Source organism: Salmonella sp. SG203, assembly GCF_013350575.1.
GTDB lineage: Bacteria > Pseudomonadota > Gammaproteobacteria > Enterobacterales > Enterobacteriaceae > Salmonella > Salmonella enterica.
The window spans coordinates 1-20,382 of record NZ_SNMT01000042.1; the positions used below are offsets into that span (position 1 = coordinate 1).

A 20,382-nucleotide genomic window follows, 5' to 3' on the forward strand; every position below is an offset into this window, starting at 1 on the left:
TTATTTTATTTCAGACTACATCCGGGTGGGCGTGTGGAAACTGGCAAGCAGACTCACAGAAAGGCCAGAAAATAATGAGAATCATTACTTTCCGATATATTATTTTAAATTGATGTGATCGAACTCACTTAAAAGAGAAAACGCCATGGATCAGCAGGAGCATTCGCAGAAAATTACGGTTTGAGTAATAACCAGATATCTGCGTGCGATAACTGCCTGCTGCGTATTCTGGTCTGGCGTGACCGGTCACCGGATAAGCCGATAGCTCTCACTATCCCGCGTCCCGGGACTCTACCACACAACCAGGCGCTTATCGCCCTGGCGAGACGGCGCTGTGACGTCCTGTTCGCCATGATGCGTGACGGTACTCTTTATCCCCCTGCGGCGTCATAATCATGCCTGACAACTTTATAGGGCCTCCCCGGAAACGGGAACACCATCTGATATCATCACTTCTGTTCATATAAATGGAGAAAACCATGTCGCAGAAAAACGAATTTACTGAAGCCAGAGCTATCTGTAATGAAATTGGCGGCGCTGTGCTGGAGATTCTTGCCCAAAAACGTGAACTTTCGGTTCAGTCACTGATTGATGTTATCGAAAAGGGAATGCGCGGGAATTTTACCTATACCAGTGACCGGCAGCAGGGGATGGAGCGGGCCGTTAATATCCTGAAAAAATTTGTTTGACCTTAAAGCCCGGACTGGCGGCGCTCCCTGCGCGCGCCTGACCTGCGGCTGGACATGGAGCTTACGGGCTCAGGTCAGGTAGAGTCTCAGGACGTGGTGTAAATTCGAAAGGATGGTGAGAGCCATCGGCTTATCCGGTAAGGTAATGGTTGTGAAGACAATTATCTTAAAAGGAACAAACCGATAGCTGACAACAGCATGACATTCAGTCCTCCCCTGATACAACCCGGTCCCGGGAGCCGTACTGACGGAACAGAACGAGGAGTGGCTGCTTCAGAACCGTTATCTGCCACAACACACTATGGCGGAGACACACCAGGCGACTGAAACTGAAGTAACCGAAGCGCTGCCACTCAGCGCATAACAGGTCCATTACCGGACAGGAAGGCTGTAACGGAATTTACACCACCCTGACGGACTCGACCGGGGTTTTTTCCAGCCTGATTGTTTCTGGTTACCAGATTTTTCTGGTTGAGTGCATCTGTTTTTCTGCCAGCCTGCTCATCGGAAAGTATAACGCCAGCCAGACTGAAAGCCTTACTGACCCGGAGCAGACGACGGGCTGTAATGAAGGTCTTTTTCCGGCAGGGGGTTCCCGTATGGAACAAATCATAGTTTTCTGTATGTTTATCTCCCGGGCCGGCTGCACCACAGTTAAGGACGTCAAAAAGCGCGTCATTACGCCTTCATGTCCCCTTTGTCAGACATTCTGTCTGACTGGTAACCGGTATAATCCGGTTGCATTTTTATATTTGCAAACATTATTTTCTTGTCACGAAAAATTAATATAAAGAACTGCCAATGTTTACCTTTTCCCTGAAAACGAAAATTCTTCCAGCAAAGCTGTATCACAAGCAACGAATTGAATACGGTGCTCGCTTACGACTAATGACCAGGTTCATTAAAATGGATAATGATAAATTATTCAGCATTATTAAAGTAATTCCTTTTGCCTTTATCTTTTTCACACATCAGACCCGGGCGAGTACACCAGAAGATTTTGTGACGCAGGAATATCTGAACAGCACTGGACTCTGGGTGATAAATGCGGCTGAGGCCTATTCAAAAGGGTATACAGGAAAAGACATTACTCTTGGAGTGCTTGACACTGGCGTGAACTGGAAACATCCTGAATTTAAAGGAAAAAAAATAATATGGGTTACAGATGATGGTTATATTTATGACTGGCATATGAATGCTCATGGTAGCCATGTCGCGGGGATTATGGCCGCGAACAGAGATGGAGAAGATGTCCCGGGGAATATGCATGGTGTGGCTTTCGATGCGAATCTGCTCTCCATGGGGGCACTTCTGGATGGTGTTCATGAAGATCATATGGGAATGTTAATCAAATCGGCACTGACTCGTCCTGACATCAAAATTATCAACAACAGTTGGGGAAACACCCTGTTTTATCTGGACCAGCTTTATTCAGCAAGGAATGAGGGTGAACGTGAAGAGATAAGGAATGAAGTGAGGGAGCTCATCTCAGAGTATGAAGCGGACTCGTTTCTCTACAATCTGGTGGAGAACGATAAACTGATGGTTTTTGCCGCCGGGAATAACGGTCATCGGGGGCCTTCCTTACCGGCAGCATTCCCTGCTTTTTTACCTGAGCTGAATAGCTGGCTCAGCGTCATGGCACTTGACTCAACTGACGGGCGGATTTCCGTAGAAAATGACGGAAAAACTAAACGTCTGTCTGATTCTGCTGTTCCCGTTTATTCTGAACTGGCAATGGGAGCCGAAGAGTTTACCCTTGCGGCACCCGGAACGTGGATTAACTCTGTTGATGCAACGGGCGGGTACATTGAATATACGGGAACGTCAATGGCAACACCCTATGTGTCCGGAGCGCTGGGACTCGTGCAGCAGGCGTTTCCATGGATGAGTGCAAGGCAACTGGCTGATACTGTACTCTCAACCGCAGACCGTGACTTCATTGCCCCCGGGCAAATTATTTCTTTTTCGGAGGATAGAGTGGAGCCTGTGGCAGGTAAGCCAGTCACTGATACAGTGATCCGCCTCCAGATAGTCGACAATGCGGATAAGTACCAGGAACGGGGGCAGGAGGAAAAGAGCATTCCATTACCAGGTACTCCGGAAAGGGAACGTCTTGAAAACTATCTCCGTAAATATTTCAGAGAAAATGCAGAAATGATTAATAGCTATTATTTAATTAAAAATGATGATGAATTCATCGCTGCATTTTTCGCCACTAAAGATGACCCTTACAGAATAACGTTTTCTGATGGTACACCCTATTCCATCCTTTACGGTTCTGTCTGGAGCGTTCCTTTTGACCAGATTTTCGGGCAGGGTATCGTGAATGCAGGGAAAGCGGTTGATGGTCCATCGCAGCTCAATGCGAACCGTATGACCCCGGATGACTTATCTGACGAATATATCAGCATATACACGGGTAAAAAAGAGCTGCTTTATCCTGTCGACACCCGGGGCTATGTTTCTGGATGGCACAATGATATATCTCAGGAACTCTGGCATACAGAACGTCATACCAATATTTTGCCCGAGTTTCTGGAAAAATATCCTGATTTTCTTGAAATAATGCAAAAACAGACCACCGCAGGTCTTCTGAAAAAAAATGAAGGCACACTATACCTGACAGGGACCAACAGTTATCAGGGATCGACCGTGATTGAAGGCGGCACACTGTCCATTTCTCAAAAAGAAGATCATTCAGGTGGGCAGTTACTGAACAGTAACGTGTACGTTCTGCCGGAAGGGCAATTACAGGGTAACGGAACCATACACCAGAGCGTGTCTAACTGGGGCAAAGTTACTCCCGGGAACGGCATTGGGGTACTGACTGTTGGCAGCTATGTACAGTATTCACCGAGTACGCTGCTGATGGATTTTGATTCAGCAGGTCATACTGACAGGCTTATTGTTAACGGTGACGCTAAAATTGACGGGACGCTTGCGTTATCTCCTGTACGAGGCTATTACAATAATCCTGTTATTTTTTCTTTTAATGACCTGATTTCTGCTGGTTCCTTCTCTTCATTACCGGTTGTTACGGAACTGAGTCGCTTCTCACCCACGCTTACGATGAATATTGTACAGGATCAGGATCGGTTCACGGTCAATACGTCACGAAGCCAGGAGGCATACAGCCAGTATGCGTCAGGCGATAATGCGTCACGGGTGGGCAGGGCATTGTCCTCTGCGGCAAATGTACAGGCCGACATGTACGAACTTTACAGTGCGCTGGATTTCTCAGATGCAGAGGGCAGTACTGTCCGCAAGGCACTGATACAGTTATCACCAGACGCGTACGGTAACGCAGCGCTGGCCGCTTTTGATATGCAACGGATGCTGTCCGATACGCTTCTTTCTGGATTGTTTGCACGCAGTGAACAAAAAGACAGTGAATGGCATGTCTTTGTACAGCCCTATGCCGTGACATCTGACATGAACATGCCTGGTGGAACTCGTGGTTATCATGCGACAAATGCAGGGCTGATTGTGGGCGCAGAGCAGAGCCGGTCTGATGGGCTGACCTTTGGTGGTCATATGGTGATGAATAATCAGTCCGCAAACGGTGACGAGAATGGGGCCTTACGCAATAATGGATTTTATCTTGGTGTTCAGGGGGACTTCTCGCCGTCGGACTGGGGAGGCTGGAATCTGTTCGGAACGGGCCGGATGGGGATTGAAAACCAGGACATGACGCGGCGTGTTTCTTTCAGTGATTATTCTGCGGAAAACAAGAGTGCCTGGACCGGCTATTCGGGAAGTGCTCGCATCGGAGTGGGGTATGAGTTTCAGCAGGACGCGTTCAGTGCAGGGCCGTTTTCCGCTCTGGACTATGCCTTTTCATCCCGCCCTTCTTTCACAGAACAGGAAGGTGAAGGAAGCCGCCTTCATCTGGATAGTGAAATTTTCCATTCTCTGCGTTCCGTCCTCGGCGTGCATCTGCAAACCAGTGAACAGTATCTGAGTGAACATGTTAACTGGCGTGTGCAGGCATATACGGCATGGAACCATGAACTGCGTGAAAATGCCGGCGTGATGCATGCGTCGTTTGCTGCCGCGGATGATGATAACTTTTCCAGTACTGTGAAAATGCCGGACAGGGACAGCGTTAGTGTCGGGACAGGGATTGTTTTCAGAACCGATAAAAACGTTTCTGTCTCTCTCAACACTGGAGGGGAGATTTATCGCCGGAACGGAACATCAGTTTATGGAAACCTCGGTGTGGAATGGATATTCTGAGAGAGTCTCTCCGACCTGATGGTCAGGAATCTATGGCCACTCCCTGAAGTATCCCCAGAAAAATGAGACAGGTATGGAGTTATGTGAACTACTGATTTTTCCAAAAATTCAATGGGCTCTCCTCTATACCTGCTAGTTCATTATGCCAAAAGTTTTTGAAAAATAAACTGTCTCCATTGCACCGCTATCGCCAGCATGCGCTTATCGATGTGACCAGTGCCGGAGTCGTTCATGATTTGGCATGCTTATCAGCTCACGACTTTGTCTTTTGCAAAAACGTATCAGCATGGTTTCGGACACAGCTCCGTATTCATGCCACAAAATTTTATAAAAGATTTGCAACAACAATGGACGGTATCCGGGATGAAGAAGAACTTTAAAGGAGTCAAATCTGCACGGGTGGCCTTCGGCTGGTCAGAAAACGGAGTTCATCGCGTGCAGTGGAGCGCGATGTTGATATGCCTGATAGCGACTGGCGGAACGCAGGCCGCCCCCTATATAGAGAACGGTAGAGTGGGCGATCCGGCCAGCTGGCGTAGCAGTGAGTTCAACGCAGACTGGGGGCTGGGGGCGATCCACGCGGACCAGGCGTATGCCGCCGGTTATACAGGAAAAGGCATCAGACTCGGCATTCTCGATCAGCCGGTTTACGCCAGACACCCCGAATTTGTCGGTCAGGATAAAGTGATCAATCTGGTTACTGAAGGCATCCGCGAATACACCGATCCCTATATCCCGGTGAAAAAAGGCGATGCTTTCCACTATGACGGCACGCCGGGCGTGGTTTCTGACGGTACGCTCGGTTCACACGGCACCCATGTGGGCGGCATTGCAGCCGGCAGCCGGGACGGTGGTGCCATGCACGGTGTGGCGTTCAACGCACAGATCATCAGCGCGGAAAACGGCGACCCCGGCCCGGAGGACGGCATCATCCTCGGTAACGATGGTGCTGTTTACCAGGCTGGCTGGGATGTGCTGGTGACCAGCGGTGCGCGTATCATCAACAACAGCTGGGGTATCGGTATTACTGAGAAATTTTATCAGGGCGGTTATGATCCAGCTTATCCTCACTTCACGGTGGATGATGCGCAAAAGCAGTTTGATCAGATCAAAGTGATCCTGGGGACTAAACCTGGCGGAGCCTATCAGGGTGCGATCGACGCCGCGCACAGCGGTGTGGTTACCATTTTTGGCACCGGTAACAACGGTAACCTGAATAACCCGGACGCTATTGCAGGGCTGGCCTATTTCGTGCCGGATATCGCACCGGACTGGTTGACGGTCGCCGGCCTCCAGGAACCGACCAGTACCGATGGTTACAGCATCAGCACCTTCTCTTCCCGTTGTGGTTATACCGCCAGTTTCTGCGTCTCGGCACCGGGCACCCGTGTGTACAGCTCGGTAATTGAAGGCACCAGCCTGGATAACCTGACCACCGGTTATGCCATACACAGCGGAACCTCAATGGCGGCACCGCACGTGGCCGGCAGCGTTGCGGTACTGATGGAACGCTTCCCGTATCTGAATGGTGCACAGGTGGCGGATGTGTTGAAAACCACCGCCACCGATATGGGGGCGCCGGGCATTGATGCGATCTATGGCTGGGGGATGATTAACCTGGGTAAGGCCATCAACGGCCCGGGCATGTTGGTTACCGTCGGGGATATTCCCGATGAGTTCCGCATCCCGGATCCGACGGGCGTGGCTTATGGCCCGACACAGTTAGTGGTGGATCTGCCAGGTGTTGGTGCGGTACTGGATAAAGGCAAGCCGACTGAGCGCATCTGTAGCGATGCGCTTTGCGGCCTAGACTTCTGGACTAACGACATCTCCGGCCACGGCGGCCTGACCAAACAGGGTATCGGTACTCTGGTGCTGACCGGTAACAACACCTATTCCGGCCCGACGCTGGTCAGTCAGGGTCGGCTGACGATCAACGGCTCGGTGACCTCAGCCGTCAGCGTGCAAAGCAGCGGCATCGTCGGTGGCAGCGGCATAGTTGGTTCACTGACCGCTCACCACGGTGGCACAGTGGCACCGGGCACCCCGACAGATTCTCTGAACGTGGCCGGTAACGTCATCTTCGAGCCGGGTTCGCGCTACGAGGTGGAAGTGGGACAGGACGGCCAGAGCAATCGCCTCCAGAGCAGCGGCCTGGCGATGATCGGCGGCGGCGAGGTGGCGGTGACACTGGAAGACAGCAGTAACCTGCTGACGGAAAGTGAAGTACGCAGCCAGCTGGGCCAGCAGTACAGCATTCTGGGCGCACAGCAGGGGGTGAGAGGGCAGTTTGACGCGGTGGTGCCAAACTACCTGTTCCTTGCTACCGGGTTGAGCTACCAGCCTGACAGGGTGACGCTGAGCATCGGCCGCAACGGCAGAAGCTTCGCCAGTGTGGCGCAGACGCCGAACGAGCGTGCGGTGGCAGCGGCGGCGGACAGGCTGGCGGCTGGCAACCCGGTGTACGAGAGCATTCTCAACAGCGATACGGCGGGCAAGGCGCGGCAGGCGTTTCGTCAGTTGTCGGGACAAATCCACGCGGACATCGCCCCGGCGCTGGTGAACGACAGCCGCTACCTGCGTGAGGCGCTGAACGGGCGTTTGCGTCAGGCTGAAGGACTGCCCAGTCCGTCGGTCATCAGGGCGGACGAAGACGGCGCCTGGGCGCAGTTGCTGGGGATGTGGGACCACGCGACAGGCGACGTCAATGCGACGGGCTATCAGGCCTCAACCTACGGGGTACTGGTGGGGCTGGACGCGGCGCCGGTGGCCGGCTGGCGGCTGGGGGTGGCGACCGGTTATACGCGCACCTCGCTTTACGGGGGCTACAGCTCGAAAGCGGACAGCGACAACTACCACCTGGCGGCGTACGGTGACAGCCAGTTCGGTGCGTTGTCGCTGCGCGGCGGCGCGGGCTATACCTGGCACCGTATTGATACCAGGCGCCTGGTGAACTACGGGGTGCAGTCAGACCGTGACACGGCAAGGTACAGTGCCCGCACCGGGCAGTTGTTCGCGGAAGCGGGTTACAGCGTGCAGGGCGAGTGGCTGAACCTGGAGCCGTTCGTTAACCTGGCGTATGTGAACTTCGGGAACAACGGCATCAGTGAACAGGGAGGCGCGGCGGCATTGCGCGGCGACAGACAGCACACCGACGCGACGGTGTCGACGCTGGGGCTGCGTGCTGGCACAGTCTGGCAGGTGACCCCGGGTACGACGGTGGTAATGCGCAGCGAGCTGGGCTGGCAGCATCAGTACGGTGGACTGGAGCAGGGAACCGGGTTGCGGCTCTACGGCGACAACGCGCCGTTCGTGGTGAACAGTGTACCGGTATCGCGTGAAGGCATGGTGCTGAAGGCGGAAACGGAAGTGGTGGCGAACGAAAACACCACGCTGTCTCTGGGCTATAGCGGTCAGCTGTCACAGAACCATCAGGACAACAGCGTCAACGCCGGATTCACCTGGCGTTTCTGACGTCCGGCGGCCATAACAGGGACAACGGAGCTGGCATCAGTTCCGTTTTTATTTACGGATTTTCCACCCACCGGTCATAATAATTTCACTCCTTATTTTTGGCCGCTAAAAAAACTAAAGAGCACATGCCCTTTAATCATGTATGCCTGACTTTCTGTAAATCCATTACGCACCTCGTCCGGGATGTTTTTTTGACGCACATCTCTTTCTGAAAAAGACCCTGCATGAAAAAACAATCTTCACGATGTTAAGGACACTTTATTAAAAAAAAGCCGCTAACGAGGCAGCGTTGCGGCAAAAAGTTGCAGTGGTTTATAATTATTAATGGACGGTGGTTCTCCTGGCCTGAATAATACCTGTCCCTGTATTCTGTTAGTATGGGTTCTTCATCATGTAAATAAGCAGAACCACAAGAAAAACTATCCCGAAATAAAGCCCGCCAATAAACAGCTTTGCTCCCGTGGTGTATCTTATCCGGGGCGCCGGTCCACTGACGGACCTGTTCTTCTGTTTCATTCAGGTACACCTTCTCTCTGCTGAGTGGCTGCTCTTCGCAATATACTGTTGGCCCGTGTCCTGAACGGATTATTTTGCTTTTCCGGTAACAGCATGAAATTCTCCGCCAGGAGCGTTCTGTCACACTGAAGGGTCAGCCGCTCACAGAGATTTCTGTACCACCCTCCCACAGCATTCCTGCCCGCTTTCGTCAGGGCTGCAGTCTGTTCAACAGAGCGCCCTTCCCGGATATACGACAGCATCGTCCTCTCTTTTTTCGTCAGCGACTCAGACAGCAACGATATATGCAGTATGTAATCCAGCATCCTCACCGTCTCCGTCATACGCCGGTCAAGTTCCGGTATCAGCGATTCAGCACGGGTACATCCGGTCTGCCTGTGGTACTTCAGGAGGCCTTTCTTTATCGCACGAATCAGATACTTTCCCGTATCCCCCTCAGCCACATCGGTGTCCTGATTCAGCGTGCAGTTAAACCATCTGGCCACCACTCTGTCCGGATAGGTTATTTCGGGGCTGAACACGGCAATTCCCACCCCCTCCCGGATTTCTCTCAGGGCCTGTAACAGCAGAATATTTCTGCCGGGCTGAAGATTAAGCAATACCACCGGAGGGAGGAGAGATTTTTGTACCTTTTCCAGAAGTTCTTCCGCACTCCGGATAACACCGGCATAACCAAAAGCCGGTTCAGCATTCCCGGCGTCATACTGTGAATCACAGAGGAGGTCTTTTATACCTTCACGCATCACGGTAATAACCTCCCTGTTTTCACCATAAATATAAATTTTCCGCATGATATTATCCCTTGCCTGTCAGTGAATAACCCCGTACGACACTGAATGAAACAGGAACATTTTCCGCACCATTAATTCCTTTCTCATGATATTTTCTGGCAGCAGATATATTCCATAAGATGCTATTCAGCACCGTAATAACATTAACTCATGATTGATTTTTGCACGGCAGAATAAATCCCTGCTGTCCAGCAACGGGATGACATCTTCCCCTGCAAAAATGAATCAACGGTAAGGTGTAATTAAACACCGCTTAATTTTAATTTTTTCACTGTTTTCACTGAGCCCGTTTTATTTTCGGGCTGTTAACAGGGAGCCGGGAACCGGCCCCCTGGATTAACACTCAGTACAACAACGCATCAGTGTACCGGCATTACCAGGTGTAGTTCACACCCACCGTTGCCTGCCACGGACGCTCGGTGTTATCACCCTTCGTGTAATCAAAGGCTGCATATCCACCCAGGTTATCCGTCACTTTCACTTCAGCTCCCAGACCAGCCTGGAAGGCCGCTCCCTTCACACTGTCATCCAGCGTCACATTGTTCACGCGTACGGAGTTGCCGTCCGCGAACTCGTTAAGCGCAGCAAGGTGCAGGTATGGCTTCACATAACCGCCACTGATGGCATACTGGTAACCCAGGTCGGCACCCACTTCACCCAGCATGGACTTATAGTCGTTGCTGTTCACGGTCATACCGTTGGACAGGGCATAATGCTCACCGTCAAAGGCACGCGCCGCTGCACGGACATACGGCTCAGCAAAGAAACCTTCGCTGTTCCAGGCGTAACCCACCTTAGCTTCAAGGCCGTAGCTGTTACCGCTGAAGTCTGCTTTCGCCTGCTGACCGTTAATCATGCGGGCCTTCGCAGTATTGCTGAAGTGGTTAAACTGCAGTGCGCTATCCACAAACACGCCGCTGTCATAACGACGGGACATGTAGAACTGGGCACCATAGCTGTTCAGGTCACCGCTGCTGTTCATTACGCTCATATCTGAACGCGCGGAAGAAACCGCCACACCCGCCAGCCAGTTGTTTTCTGTCAGGGTGTCGGCACCCAGCATGACACCATTAGTCTTCAGTTTGTATTCCGGACCTGATGCCGTGCTGTTACGGTTCTCCCCGCCAAAGTACGACACCCACACGCCGGAATCCTTACCATGACGCACGCTGTTCATGTGTTTCGCCAGGGTATCTGACTCCAGGTTAGCCACATCAACCGGCGCGGCTGCCAGAGAAACAACGGTGGCGGCACTGTTGGACAGCTGACCGGTGCTGCGGTAGTAGATGTTTGTCCGGTTATTCACCCCGTCCATCACCTTCTCAGCAGCATACTGGTACACACCGAGTTCAGCCGGTGCGCTCAGGCTGGTGAAGTCAGCATCAGACGTAACATTCTGAGAAACAGGCTTCCCATCCTGACCCGTCACAACACGGCTTTCAGACGTTTTGTATGACACAAACGCATGAGCACTGGTGCCATCTGCACCATCAGCCAGACGGCCACCAATGGTATATGGCTCAGCACCGGCGCTTTCCACGGACAGGGCATACTTACCGCCGGTCGCCAGACCATTCACATGCAGGGTGCCGAACTGATAATTGTCTGCAAGGCCGGTACCGGTCAGACTGTGAAGACTGTCCGGAGAGTAAGTCCCGGCCAGAACGGAAGTCACACCCTTATCATCGCTGGTCAGGTCGGTGTCAACACTCAGAATGACTGCAGACTTTTTGCCAGTAAAACCATGTCCACCCAGTTGCGCCAGTCCATCGGAGTTAATCAGGTTAATACTGTTGCTACCTGAAAGTGAGAGGGCATTGACCGACGCATGATAACCTTTTACATTCCAGACAGAGTTGTTGCTCAGGCTGACATCCGGGCTGTTCGGACCTACCCCACCATTCCAGGTACTGTTGTCCAGATTAAGGTGGAGGTTACCTGTAACCGCAATGGCATTGCCGGCAAGAAGGCTGCCATTTGTCAGGTTAACGGTGTTACCTGTCGCATCAGAGCGAATATCACCCTTCAGCGTGGAGCCTCTGAACTCAACGAGGTTATCAGCACCGGTGATATCAAGCACATTTGCCTCTGCCAGATTACCGGCCTTACCGGCATCAAACACACCACCGTTAGCCAGAATGTGGTTCCCGGTTTTGGACAGGGAAATTGCCGTCGATGTACCACCGACACTGTCGTTCTGCAGGGTGATGTTCAGGTTATCCAGCAGAATGTTGGGGTCTGTCGGAATTACAGTTTTCGCAGCCGTTGTCCAGACACCATTATCAACATCAAACTCAGGATTGACGGTTGTAGTGGCAATCTGCAGTCCGGTCAGGTTAAGTTTGTCGTATTTACTGTTCAGTAAACCACTCTGGTTTTTCAGCCAGTCATTGACACCGGTAGCAGGCTGCCCCAGCGCAATTTTATCAGCGGCCTCTTTATTCAGCGCCTCCATATCGTCCTTCAGCATCTGCACTTTATCAGCGAGCGTGAAGCTGTTGTGGATATTGACGTTCTGCAGATGAATCTGGTCAGCACCACGGACAACCTGACCGTCCATCGGTTTGCCGTTTTCATCCAACTGAGCGGTGGCCGTTCTCAGGTCACCGGACAATTTTACTGCCGGAGCTGTACCGGCAGTTTTCGCCCATACATCAACCGGAGTGGCTTTGCTTCCGGCTTCACCCACCGTGATAGTGTTGGTGTCTGCCAGTTTTCCGTTACCCAGCTCCAGGGCGCGGATATCAAGCACTGTGGTGGTGAACGGTGTGTCCTGAGTACCGGTATACAGGTCGTTCGCGGTGAATTTATCCTTAACGCCAGTAATATTGCCGGCACTGTCAACATCGACGATAACGGACTTATAGTTACCGGAAACGGGGTTGTACTGTGCAATTTCCGTGTTATTCAGACTGCCCAGAATATGCGTGACTTTCCCGGCACCCGGAGCCTTACGTTGCGCCTCAGCCGTCGTGGTCGCAACGCCCACTTCTTTAAGGGCGGCGATGTACGCCGTACGGAGCGTATTCTGCTCTTCAGGAATGGAAAGCGGCATCAGGTTGGCCAGTCTGTTCATGCTGTCAACAACAGCCTTGCGGGCCTGCTGGATATCATTGCCGACCCCGTTCAGCGCGCCCAGTGCAGAGTCATACTTACTGATAACGTCACTGTTATCAGCCGTCACCGTCGCCAGCTTATCAAACTGCTTAAAGCCTTTTTCCGTATTATGGGGATCAACATACAAATTACTGATGTCAGCAGGACTCTTAATCCCGACAACCGTCATAAGGTGAGCCTGCGCCGTAGCAAGTTTTGCCGCATCGGCTTCGGATTGTGATGTCTGATATGCCTTCTCAGCATCAAGATAATCTTTTACCGCGCCAGTGTAGTCCGCTTTTGCCTGAGCTTTCTTCGCTGCTGCATCCGCCAGGTCAGCTTTCAGCGTTTCCAGACTTTTAAATTTATTACCAACAATCGAGGAAATATCAGCCGGCGCTCCCTTTTGCAGAAGGGCAAGACGCTCAGTGTCCACCGCCAGTTTTTCCGAAGCCAGCGCTTTCTGTGTACCAATCAGCTTGTAAAGCGCCGTGTTTTTCTCAGCCTGGGTTTTGTCCTTATTGCCAGCAATGTTCTTATAAGTCGATTCTGCTTCAGTAAGCGCCTTATCATAACCTTCTGAAGTATTTTTCAGTGAGGTAAGTAAGCTCCCCAGCGCCCCCGACTGTCCATCCGTCCCATAAAGCTTTATGTAGGCATTTTTAGCTGCTTTTGCATCATCGTTGTCGGCTGTGAGGTTATTCACTGCCTTCAGATAGTCATCCTGGGCCTTGTAAAGGGCCTGTTGCTGGTCGGGTAGTTCATTCAGCAACAGATTCAGACGGGCAGCACCGGCTTCATTAACACTACTTACCTTAGCCAGGTATTCAGTTTTTAATCCATCCAGAGTGGATGTTGCACCCTGAGCATTCGCAATGGGTTCGGCCAGACTTCCACGCCCGGTTATATCCGGTGCAAATGCACTGTCATTAAGCATGGCCTTGTATGCAGCATCCAGTTTTGCCAGAGCATCATTAAAGTCCGCTGGTACATCCGAATCTTTCAGTGTTTGACCATCCAATAAATTAGCATGGGCACCATTAAAGGTGGTAATAGCGCCATTCAGGCCGTCTTTCGTGCCGGCCGTCTCCAGCCCGGATTTTGCCGTTTTCAGTTCATCAGCAGCGGAACTCCATGCCGAGGCAAGGTTCTCCCATGTGACATCAGACACTGGATTACCGGGTAGCCCAGAGACTGACGTAACCAGTGTACTGAAGGCATCAGCAACCGTCTTTTCATTTTCGGCTGTTTTGTTCTTATTCCATGCGTCGAATTTATCCTTGAAAGCACTCAGATTCTCTTTCGTCGGATTTGCGGTTGCATGAGCATTCGCATCGGCATCAGCGGCAGAAAGGACGTCAGCAATATGTTCAAAGACAACATTTCTTACCGAGTCTGCCTTTAGTTCAGCTGTTTTTACCGCAGCATACTTCGAGAGGTAGTCTGAATAAGCCACGATTTTAGCTTCGTTGGTCAGGTTAATCTTACTGGCTCCATCATGACCCCCATTCGTCAGCAATGTAACAATGTCATTATTCAGGGTTTTTATTTTATTTTTAAGTTCATCATGAGCTGCCAGGAAATGACCGAATGTTGAATTATCGACCTTCGAGGCATCAGTATTAATATTTCCGCCTGTCACAACTTTAAAAGCATTTTTTCCTTCGCCGTACAGGCTGTTCAGATTTTCAGTATAAACTGAATCAGCGGCACTGAGTTTATTACCGAAATCATTCCACACCTGCGTTGCTTTATTTTTATTTGAAGCAGCATTATTTAAACCGGTGATGATTTTTTGCTGCGCAGAACTCAGTTTATCGTATACTCCCTTTGCATCCGTATATGATTTCCTCAAGTTAGCAACAGAACCTTCCGTCTTATCATCGAGGATTTTTTCTAATGTGGTTGCTGCGCCCCCATTAAAATCTTTCACAGTAACACTAACTTTAGCAGCCGACTCAGGGGGAGTCAGCCCGGCAAGCGTTTTCACTTCAGGTTTGGTCGGTGTGGTTTCTGTTGCGGGTGTTTTTGGTGCCTCAACAGCTGCCACTGCAGACAGGCTCAACCCCATCAGTACTGATGCGGCAATAACATTAAGCTTAAATTTATTTTCCACTGCCATCTGATTATTAAACCTCTTGTTGTTGACAAAAAAGGACCTGCACGGAAAATAAACGAACAGGCTGAATTAAGGCGTGCCCAAAAAACAGACATGCCGCCATCAGTCAGCGCCAGTTTAATTTCACGCACTATAAATCACTTTTCAAAAAAAACAGACAGCATTCCCCCTTCCTTTGCTGCACTGCATGAATTAACAGCAAAGAGAAAATTGGCCATAAATGAATGCAACGAATGGAACATTACAAACATTTAAGCCTGAGTATGAAAAAAGCCATCTGATTTCGGAACAATATGAATGTTTGCAGCTATAAACTGTAAAACAAATTATATCGATCGTATCGATCGATATAATAAGTGTTACAGTTTGAATATCGGAAATTTTTGTACGTTAAGCGCATTATTTAACCAGAGCCCGGAAAGGCGTCAGGCAGGAACATCCTCCCTGGTTAATCGGCTCCTGAGCCATCCTGGTTACGTCATTGCAGTACTGGCACATGACGGAACAGTGGCGACAGCTAATTAAAATTTTCTTCAGTCGGCTGAAAGAAACAGGGCAGAGCGCTGTATTCGTTAAACCTGGCGTTTTGCCGAACGCCGGGAGAGTGATTGCTGGTCTGGTTAGTTAATACTAATGTATGCATACATTATGCATTAACAGGAATTTTACTTATGCGGGATGAAACGAAAGAAGCCATGCGTATGTTTCTTGGCGGCAGATGCTACACAATTGAAAACCTCGAAAGGGATTATCTGGCAGAAGTGACCGGGTACAGTGACGACCGTTGGAAAGCACCGCATCGTGCCGCACGCCTGACGGCGGCGGTAAAGCGCTACAAGACCTCAGAAATGCTGCGCTTCATTTTCGCGACTGTCGCACACGACCCCGACCCGGACTTAAACCCGCTGGCCGTGAAGCGGCTATGTAATGCCTTGTTCGGCAGAACGGGGAGCCAGTGGCTGATTGTGGAAATTTTCGGGGAGAAAGGGCGGCTACACCGCAGCGACGACAGCAGCCCGGAGGCCGTAGCAAAAATGGCCGCCAGATACCGACGTGATGCCGGTCTGCACTGGTCAGCAACGCTGGCCGAGATTGAGCGGGTAAAGCAGCTGTATCAGACGGAAATCCGGGCATCCAGGGAGGTAGAGGGCTAATTACCCTCAGTGTTAATGCTAATGTATGCATACATTAGCATTAACACCACTTGTCAGAATGACGGTAAACCCGAATCCGCATGAGGGCGAGTTGCGGGATATCATGGAACAACAAGCCCGGAACGAAACAGCGCTGCAAAAACGGCTCGACGAGGCCGGGAAATGCGCCAGTGCAGAACTAAAACCACGACAAACAGCACTGGATAAGGTACTGAAAGAGACGAGGGAGGCGAAAGCGGCCATGGCTGGTGAGCTTAAGGCGCTGAAATAGTATAACGAAAAACTGGCAGCGTTGCTGGCCGGGAAAAAAGAACCTGAAGAGTCAGGTAAAATAAAGAAATGATTTTTAAAAGGGGCTGGCAAAAATGAACAAAAGCGACAGACCCTTTAATTACAGGTAGTTCTGTGGAACTTGTGTCTGGTGTAATACCCCCAGCACCTCAATACCAGCCGGAACTTCGCGGTAGTAGGTAATATGGCTCTCAACGGGAACTCCGCACACCAACATGAAGATCCTCACTACGATCACGTCCGGGGGATGGGTGCCGATCAAGATTCTTCAGGAGAAATAACTACAGCCACACGCTTACCATGCTTACTTATCTCTACCGGCTCACGCTGGACTTTCATAAGCAGATCACCAAACTGATTTTTAGCGAGTTGAGCGGGAATTACTTCCATAAATCACCTTCCGTCTAAAATAGCTCAAATGTCCATTATGGCTATGATAGCAAACGACTACCAGTATCAAGCAAAGCTAACAAGATCCAGTATGTTGCTTAAGCCAGTGGGTCTACATTTCATGAGCTGTTCTATTCATACACTTTGTCCTTATACCGTTAGTGGGTGACATCCCTCATTTTGCTGTCATAACACGACAAATATATCAATTCATGATAAAATAATCATATAGAATATTGATATTTAACATAAGATAGATTATGCGCACCAGTGCTGTAACTGCAATATTCTAATGTCACTTTTAACCCATTTAGTGATGTCACTTTTTCTGGCATAAAGGATCCAATCCTCAGGCTATGGAGACATCAGGATGCTTGTGACCATGTCAGATAAAGAACTCAGCCGGATCAACGTCATTCAGTCAGTTGTCGAAAAGCGTATGCGCCGTCGAGATGCTGCGCACCAACTTGCTCTGACCGAACGTCAGACGCAGCGTCTGATGAACCGCTTTCGTGAATCAGGTGCTGCTGGCCTGGCAAACCTTCGCCGTGGACGCCCTGGTAATCACAGACTCCCTGAGTCACTGAAGCTGCGTGTACTTTCTTTACTTCACGATCACTACAGCGACTTTGGACCAACGCTTGCCGCAGAAAAATTACGCGAACGTCACAACATCACGGTGTCTGTTGAAACGCTCAGAAAATGGATGACGGTTAATGGACTCTGGATTCCATATTCACGTCAAAGACCCCGCGTTCATCAACCCAGATACCGACGTGACTGCCTCGGAGAACTTGTTCAGATCGATGGTTCCCCGCATGACTGGTTTGAAGGACGCGCACCAAAATGCTGCCTGCTTGTCTTTATTGATGATGCTACTGGCCGTCTGATGCACCTCCGCTTCGGCGAGACTGAATCAGCCTTTGATTACATGATGGCTACCCGCGAGTATCTTGAGCAACACGGCAAACCCTTGGCGTTCTACAGTGACAAGCATGGTATTTTCAGGGTCAATAATGGCGGTTCCACTACAACCGGCGTCACTCAGTTTGGTCGCGTACTTTCGGAATTGGGAATCGAGCTTATTTGTGCCAACAGTCCGCAGGCTAAAGGTCGTGTGGAGCGAGCAAATCAGACACTTCAGGACCGGCTTATCAAGGAGATGCGTCTCGAGGGAATCAGCAGTATCGAAGCAGCCAACGCCTGGCTGGATACCTTCATCACTGACTTCAATCGTCGCTTCGCAAGACCAGCAAAATACCCCAAAGATCTGCACCGACCCGTGGCTGAAAGCAACGAAGAGCTCGATGATATTTTTGCCTGGCAGGAACAGCGTAAGCTGTCTAAAACGCTGACATTCCGCTATGACAAAATGATATATCTGGTTGAACCTACTGAAGAAAATACTCGCATTGCTGGCGAAAAAATAACAACCTACGACTATCCGGACGGCACGCTGGCATTCAAATACGGTTACCGTTCACTCAAATATCAGGTGTTCGACAAACTGGAATGTGTCGACCAGGGACAAATCGTTGATAACAAACGTCTTGGGGCTGTTCTGAAGCTGGCGCAAAGCAAAATGGATGAACTCGAACGCGATGGTAAGCGTGACCGGAGCAAAAAGATGCCTAAACGACGCGCACAGGCCAGGGTTCAGGAGCAATTGAGAGCCATTAATCCCGTGCTGGCTAACCCGAAAGAATTCAGGGCTAGCCTTAAACGCTAGCCCCCTATTCTATTGGATGCTTAAAGGGAGAAGAGCTTTTCCATTTAATTATCCCGCTTTTTGTTCACCGGAAGGCGGCGCATCATTAGCACTACAAGCGTTTCTCAGAAGCTCAAGAACACCTTCTTCTCCAAAACTTTTATAAAGCCTTGCCATATCTTTCTGAGCACAGGATTTTTTCTGAATTCTCTGGAGTTTTTCACATTCACTCATAATTTTTTCAGGTTCTGTTTCCAGCCTCTGAATTGAGATATCAGAAATGTAAAAAACAGATTGCTTAGTGGTACCACCAACATCCGCTTTGGTTTGGATAGTTTGAGTTTCGATAGGTAAATTCAGCTGCTTTAAGGAGCATGCAACTGCAGATGCCCGATTGACCCAAAAATCAGCTGGGATTTCATAGCCTGTGGTGGTCACTGTATGGCCATCACATAATGCAGCGAATACGCAAAGGCTTGAGTTATTCATATGACGAATAATTTCAATTATTGGAAGGTTATCACTAAAGCGCACTGACAGTTTGTGGCGCGATACTTCAGGGGTATAAATATCACTAACCTTATTCATATCAAGGACCTATATCATTTTTTGCAAGGGTTACAGTGTATTTAGAAACTGTTCCCTACAAATTTTCGCTAATGATTTAGGACTCAATATCAGATGATATCATCTTCATCTGTGAATCAAAAATACCTGGCGGATAAGTAGGATTTACTACATAATGCCGCGCAACTTGACATAACCGCAGTAATGGCGTTTATAGATCAAGCTGTATTCAGTATTTTTAATACTGAGTCCTGGCAGCTATCAGAATCCTTAGTTTCCTAGGCCAAGATCTGATAGCTGCCCCGTTTTCCTTTGACCTCACGATCATCAGAACCCCTATTCTATCGAATAATTCATTTCCAGTCATAGTTTTCTTTGTATTCCTCCCCGCATACCATCCAAATCAAGCGCCAGGCGCGCCATTTAACGATTATGGATGTAACCATGGTTACCTATTAGGTAATCCTCCCCCCCTACAAATCGCGTTTAAACAAACTTACAGAGGCTGTATGTTAAAACAGTGTGTATTGTTACAGCTAAATATAATGTCAACCTCAGGGTGTAATTATTAGGGAATTATGGGGATTTATTGAGTGTCTTCTGGAGAGTTGAGTGACATTTCAAACTGGGAGAATCAGGTGACATTTTAAGCTTGCAATAACAAGTGCTGTAGTAGCTAAATTGAGATGTCCGTCTCTTGACCAAATAGACATGTCCGCGCTACAGTCTCACCACAGCGATCACTGCTTTCAAAGGATGAGATTCATGACGGCATACGGAGCGGAGTTTTTCTCAATGAACGATGTGAACCGACTCAGGATCCTTCAGGACGTTATTGACCGGCGTCTTACCACACGTCTTGCAGCAACCCGGCTTGAGATATCTGACAGACACTGCCGACGGTTGCTTGAGCGTTACCGCGAACACGGACCGCTTTCACTTGTTAACCGTCGTCGTGGCCAGCCAGGCAACCGGCAACTCATGCCGGGCCTCGCTGAACGAGCACTACGTATTATCCGAGAGCGCTACGCTGATTTTGGCCCGACTTTAGCCTGTGAGAAGCTCGCCGAGGTTCATGGGCTGTATCTGGCCAAAGAGACAGTACGCAAGCTGATGATACAGGCTGGTTTATGGGGCCCCGTAAGTTACGGCCGCCGCGTGTACATCAGCCACGACCGCGTCGGGCCTGCACCGGAGAACTCATCCAGATTGATGGCTGATGCCGGCAAATCAATGAGGTTTGCCCTGCCAGACATTACATTATGGATGTCCTGCCATAACGTATTCGTCGGGAGACTGAGAAACACAATAAGGGAACAGGCAAAGTAAACAGCAGCAATAACCATAA

At 50.0% G+C, this 20,382-nt stretch carries 11 protein-coding genes and 3 pseudogenes; 9 read left to right on the forward strand and 5 right to left on the reverse strand.

Annotated features, from left to right (window positions below; genetic code table 11):
• Positions 1-180: 180 nt before the first annotated feature.
• The 5 genes and pseudogenes from HV477_RS26790 to HV477_RS26810 all read left to right on the forward strand — a co-directional run bounded on the left by HV477_RS26790 (position 181) and on the right by HV477_RS26810 (position 8,402).
• Complete coding sequence (locus tag HV477_RS26790; protein ID WP_175065631.1) at positions 181-393, forward strand: hypothetical protein; 213 nt, start codon at positions 181-183, stop codon at positions 391-393.
• An 86-nt stretch (positions 394-479) separates the two neighbouring features.
• Positions 480-689, forward strand: a complete 210-nt coding sequence (locus HV477_RS26795; RefSeq protein ID WP_175065632.1) for a hypothetical protein — start codon at positions 480-482, stop codon at positions 687-689.
• Between the two features lie 235 nt (positions 690-924).
• Positions 925-1,053, forward strand: a pseudogene (locus tag HV477_RS26800) (IS256 family transposase); the annotation flags it as partial.
• Between the two features lie 542 nt (positions 1,054-1,595).
• The gene (locus HV477_RS26805; protein ID WP_175065633.1) at positions 1,596-4,928 is read left to right on the forward strand and encodes a S8 family serine peptidase; all 3,333 of its coding nucleotides are present in this window, start codon (positions 1,596-1,598) and stop codon (positions 4,926-4,928) included.
• Positions 4,929-5,378: 450 nt separating this feature from the next.
• Complete coding sequence (locus HV477_RS26810) at positions 5,379-8,402, forward strand: autotransporter serine protease (RefSeq protein WP_254621732.1); 3,024 nt, start codon at positions 5,379-5,381, stop codon at positions 8,400-8,402.
• A gap of 512 nt (positions 8,403-8,914) precedes the next feature.
• Here HV477_RS26810 and HV477_RS26815 read toward each other — a convergent pair.
• Together HV477_RS26815 and HV477_RS26820 are read right to left on the reverse strand one after the other, a co-directional pair.
• A complete protein-coding gene (locus HV477_RS26815; protein WP_175065635.1) occupies positions 8,915-9,664 on the reverse strand; it encodes a hypothetical protein in 750 nt (249 codons plus the stop codon).
• A gap of 418 nt (positions 9,665-10,082) precedes the next feature.
• Positions 10,083-14,927, reverse strand: a complete 4,845-nt coding sequence (locus HV477_RS26820) for an autotransporter outer membrane beta-barrel domain-containing protein (protein ID WP_175065636.1) — start codon at positions 14,925-14,927, stop codon at positions 10,083-10,085.
• A gap of 668 nt (positions 14,928-15,595) precedes the next feature.
• Between HV477_RS26820 and HV477_RS26825 the strand changes: the two genes are divergently transcribed.
• Positions 15,596-16,078, forward strand: a complete 483-nt coding sequence (locus HV477_RS26825; RefSeq protein ID WP_175065637.1) for a hypothetical protein — start codon at positions 15,596-15,598, stop codon at positions 16,076-16,078.
• A 25-nt stretch (positions 16,079-16,103) separates the two neighbouring features.
• On the forward strand, positions 16,104-16,349 hold the full coding sequence (locus HV477_RS26830; protein WP_175065638.1) for a hypothetical protein: 246 nt from the start codon (positions 16,104-16,106) through the stop codon (positions 16,347-16,349).
• Positions 16,350-16,633: 284 nt separating this feature from the next.
• Here the strand turns inward: HV477_RS26830 and HV477_RS26835 are convergent.
• Positions 16,634-16,759, reverse strand: a pseudogene (locus HV477_RS26835) (type II toxin-antitoxin system prevent-host-death family antitoxin); the annotation flags it as partial.
• A 382-nt stretch (positions 16,760-17,141) separates the two neighbouring features.
• Between HV477_RS26835 and HV477_RS26840 the strand changes: the two are divergent.
• Positions 17,142-18,488 (forward strand): ISNCY family transposase, encoded by a 1,347-nt coding sequence (locus HV477_RS26840; protein ID WP_175065639.1) that lies wholly within the window; start codon positions 17,142-17,144, stop codon positions 18,486-18,488.
• A 48-nt stretch (positions 18,489-18,536) separates the two neighbouring features.
• Here the strand turns inward: HV477_RS26840 and HV477_RS26845 are convergent, their stop codons facing one another.
• Positions 18,537-19,055 carry a hypothetical protein gene (locus tag HV477_RS26845; protein WP_175065640.1) on the reverse strand — a complete coding sequence of 173 codons (519 nt, stop codon included), beginning with the start codon at positions 19,053-19,055 and terminating at the stop codon, positions 18,537-18,539.
• Between the two features lie 744 nt (positions 19,056-19,799).
• On the opposite strand from HV477_RS26845, the pseudogene HV477_RS26850 reads away from it, so the two are divergent.
• Positions 19,800-20,251 (forward strand): annotated as a pseudogene (locus HV477_RS26850) (helix-turn-helix domain-containing protein); the annotation flags it as partial.
• Here the strand turns inward: HV477_RS26850 and HV477_RS28300 are convergent.
• Positions 20,180-20,382: hypothetical protein (locus HV477_RS28300; protein WP_217487896.1), on the reverse strand; the 203-nt coding region annotated here is incomplete at its 5' end. The pseudogene HV477_RS26850 and the gene HV477_RS28300 sit on opposite strands and share 72 nt — an antisense overlap.